The 2,902-nt window shown below is 73.8% G+C and carries 3 protein-coding genes; 2 read left to right on the plus strand and 1 reads right to left on the minus strand.

The annotated features are described in order from the left end of the window. The coding region (locus ACPYOM_RS21470) for a D-2-hydroxyacid dehydrogenase family protein (protein ID WP_481347512.1) at nt 1-1,013 on the plus strand (1,013 nt) is incomplete at its 5' end. Nucleotides 1,014-1,030: 17 nt separating this feature from the next. Here ACPYOM_RS21470 and ACPYOM_RS21475 read toward each other — a convergent pair. Further along, nucleotides 1,031-2,218, minus strand: a complete 1,188-nt coding sequence (locus tag ACPYOM_RS21475) for a PucR family transcriptional regulator (RefSeq protein ID WP_481342587.1) — start codon at nt 2,216-2,218, stop codon at nt 1,031-1,033. A gap of 99 nt (nt 2,219-2,317) precedes the next feature. Here ACPYOM_RS21475 and ACPYOM_RS21480 point away from each other — a divergent pair. Continuing rightward, nucleotides 2,318-2,902: ferredoxin reductase domain-containing protein (locus ACPYOM_RS21480; RefSeq protein ID WP_481347513.1), on the plus strand; the 585-nt coding region annotated here is incomplete at its 3' end.

Below are 2,902 nucleotides of genomic sequence, written 5' to 3' on the forward strand. Positions count from 1 at the left end.
TCCGTCGTCGGCAGCGTCAGATGTGTATAAGAGACAGGGGTGGCCGGGTGCGTATCGCGGTCCTCGACGACTACCAGGGGGTGGCGCTGTCCAGCGCCGACTGGACCCGGGTCACCGACCACCCGACGCGTCCCTGCCTGGTGGACGTCTTCCGCGACCACCTCGCGGAGCCCCGAGCCCTGACCGAGCGACTCGAGCCCTACGAGGCCGTCGTCGTCATGCGCGAACGCACGCCGCTGCCCGCCCAGGTCCTCACCCGGCTGCCGCGGCTGCGCCTGGTCGTGACGACCGGGCGCCGAAACGCCGGCATCGACGTCGCGGCCGCCGCGGCCTCCGGCATCACGGCGTGCGGCACGGAGAGCCGCGCGAGCGCGCCGGCCGAGCTGACCTGGGCGCTCGTGCTCGGCCTCGCGCGGCACCTCCTCACCGAGGCCGAGGCGGTGCGCTCCGGTGGCTGGCAGACGACGATCGGGCTCGACCTTGCCGGCCACACGTTCGGCATCCTCGGCCTGGGCCGCATCGGCCGCCAGGTCGCGGCGGTCGCCCGCGCGTTCGGCATGGAGGTGCTCGCCTGGAGCCCGCACCTGACACCAGAGCGAGCCGAGGCGTCCGGCGCCACCGCCACGGCCCTCGACGACCTCCTGCGGCGCTCCGACGTCGTGTCGGTGCATCTGCCGCTCGTCGAGGGTGAGGGCGGCACCCGCGGCCTCCTCGGCGCCCGCGAGCTCGCGCTGATGGGCGGGTCCGCACTGCTCGTCAACACCTCGCGCGGCCCGATCGTGCAGGAAGCTGCCCTCCTCGACGCGCTCGCCTCGGGGCACCTCGGGGGCGTCGGCCTCGACGTCTTCGACGTCGAGCCGCTGCCGGCCGACCACCCGCTGCGGACGGCTCCCCGGACGCTGCTGACACCTCACGTCGGCTACGTCACCGAGGACACGTACGCGACCTTCTTCGGCGGGGTTGTCGAGGCCGTCGCCGCGTGGCTCGACGGCGCGCCCGTGCGGGTCCTCTGACGGCGCCAGCCGCGTCGTCAGCGGTGGCCGGCACGGAGGACGAGCTCGAGCTCGAAGCGCACCTCCGGGTCCTCGAGCGCGTCTCCGAACCGCTGCTTGAGCTGGGCGACCCGGTAACCGACCGTCTGCGGGTGCACGAACAGCTCCTCGGCCATCGGGGCCCGCTGGCCCTGGTGCCGCAGCCACGACAGCAGGGTCTCCGCGAGGCGCGCGCGCACGGCGGGCCGGAGACCGTCGAGGGGCGCCAGGCGCACCACTGCGAGGTCGCCGATGGCGAGCGGCTCGGAGCGCACGACGAGCTCGGCGAGCCGGTCCTCGACCCAGAGCGGGTCGGGGCCGGAGTGCGGCTGGTCGAGGGCCGGGCCGAGGCCGTGCGCGCCGGCCGAGGCCGCCAGGTGCAGCGACTCCCCCGCCGCCTGCCACGGGCGCGCCGGACCGACGACGGCCCGGCGGCCGCTGAGGGCACGGTCGAGGTCGCGGCGGCGGACGCGGCGGTTGCCGACGGGGTAGACGACGACGACGTCGGCGCCGCGCTCGGCGACGAGCCCGTCGCGGCCGATCGCGGCGCGCAGCCCCTCGACGTGGGGCGAGGGCACGAGCCCGACGACGATGCGTTCGGGCAGCGTCCACCCGACGGCCGCGGCGAGGCGCGCGACCCCGTCGCTGGAGTCGCCCCGCAGGATCATCTCCAGCAGCTCACCGCGCAGGCGCTGCTGCTCACCGGCCCGCTCGGACTGCTCCTGGGCGTACCCCTGGGCGCTGGCGGCCGACAGCTCGTCGATGTACGCGAAGAGCGACTCGCCGAGCGAGAGCAGCACGTCGGGCGGCATCTGCGACACGTCGACCGTGCGCGAGATGGCCCGGAACGTCACCCTGGCCCCGTAGCGGTACGCTGCAAGCAGGGCCTCGAGGCTGCGACCCGACCGCACCTCGCCGCGTCCGAGGTTCTCGTACACCCACTTGCCGTCCTCCGACAGCGCCGGCAGGCGGGTTCCCGGCAGGTCGAGGAAGCGGTGGAGCGCGACCTGGACCCCCTGCCGCACGCCATGGCCGAACCGGCCCTCCATGGGCATCGCGTAGACGGGGACGTCCTGGGGTATGCCCTCGATGATGGCCTCCACGATGTCGGGGACGACCGGACGCAGCACCCTGCTGATTTCGGCGGGTAGAGACAACCACGGCGGGTCGGACGTGGCGTGCGCCACTTCGGCCTCCTGCTTTTTGTCGTGAGGCAATAGATTCCTTCCTCAAAGAGTACGCCGCGATCCAAGACCTGGACCCCCCTCGAGGCCCACCATGGAGGTATGAGCCAGTTGCGAGCACTACGGCGTCTGGCGTCCGTCCTCACGACGCCCCTGGACCCCGAGGACTTCCTCGCCCTCGTCAACCCGCTCTCGTCCGCCCGCCAGCTGCGCGGCATCGTCACGCGCGTCGAGCGCGAGACCCCTGACTCCACGACCATCCACTTCCGCCCCGGTCGGGGCTGGAACGCGCACGAGGCCGGCCAGTGGGCCCGCATCGGCGTCGAGATCGACGGGGTGCGCCAGTGGCGCAGCTACTCCCTGTCGGCGGCCGCCGGGCACGACCCCGCCATCACCGTCACGGCGATCGGCACCGTCTCCTCCGCCCTGGCCCGCGACACCCGTCCCGGCGACGTCCTCTTCCTCGACGTCCCGCAGGGCGACTTCGTCCTGCCGGGCCACCCGCGCCCGCTGCTCATGCTCACCGCCGGCAGCGGCATCACGCCCGTCATGTCGATGATCCGCACGCTCGTCCCCCGTCGCCCCGACGCCGACGTCGTGCTCCTGCACTGTGCGCGCACGCGGCACGACGCCCTCTTCCACGACGAGCTGCTCGAGCTCGCCGACCAGTTCCCCGGCCTGCGGGTC

It is taken from the genome of Monashia sp. HAY1-2A, from assembly GCF_056755315.1.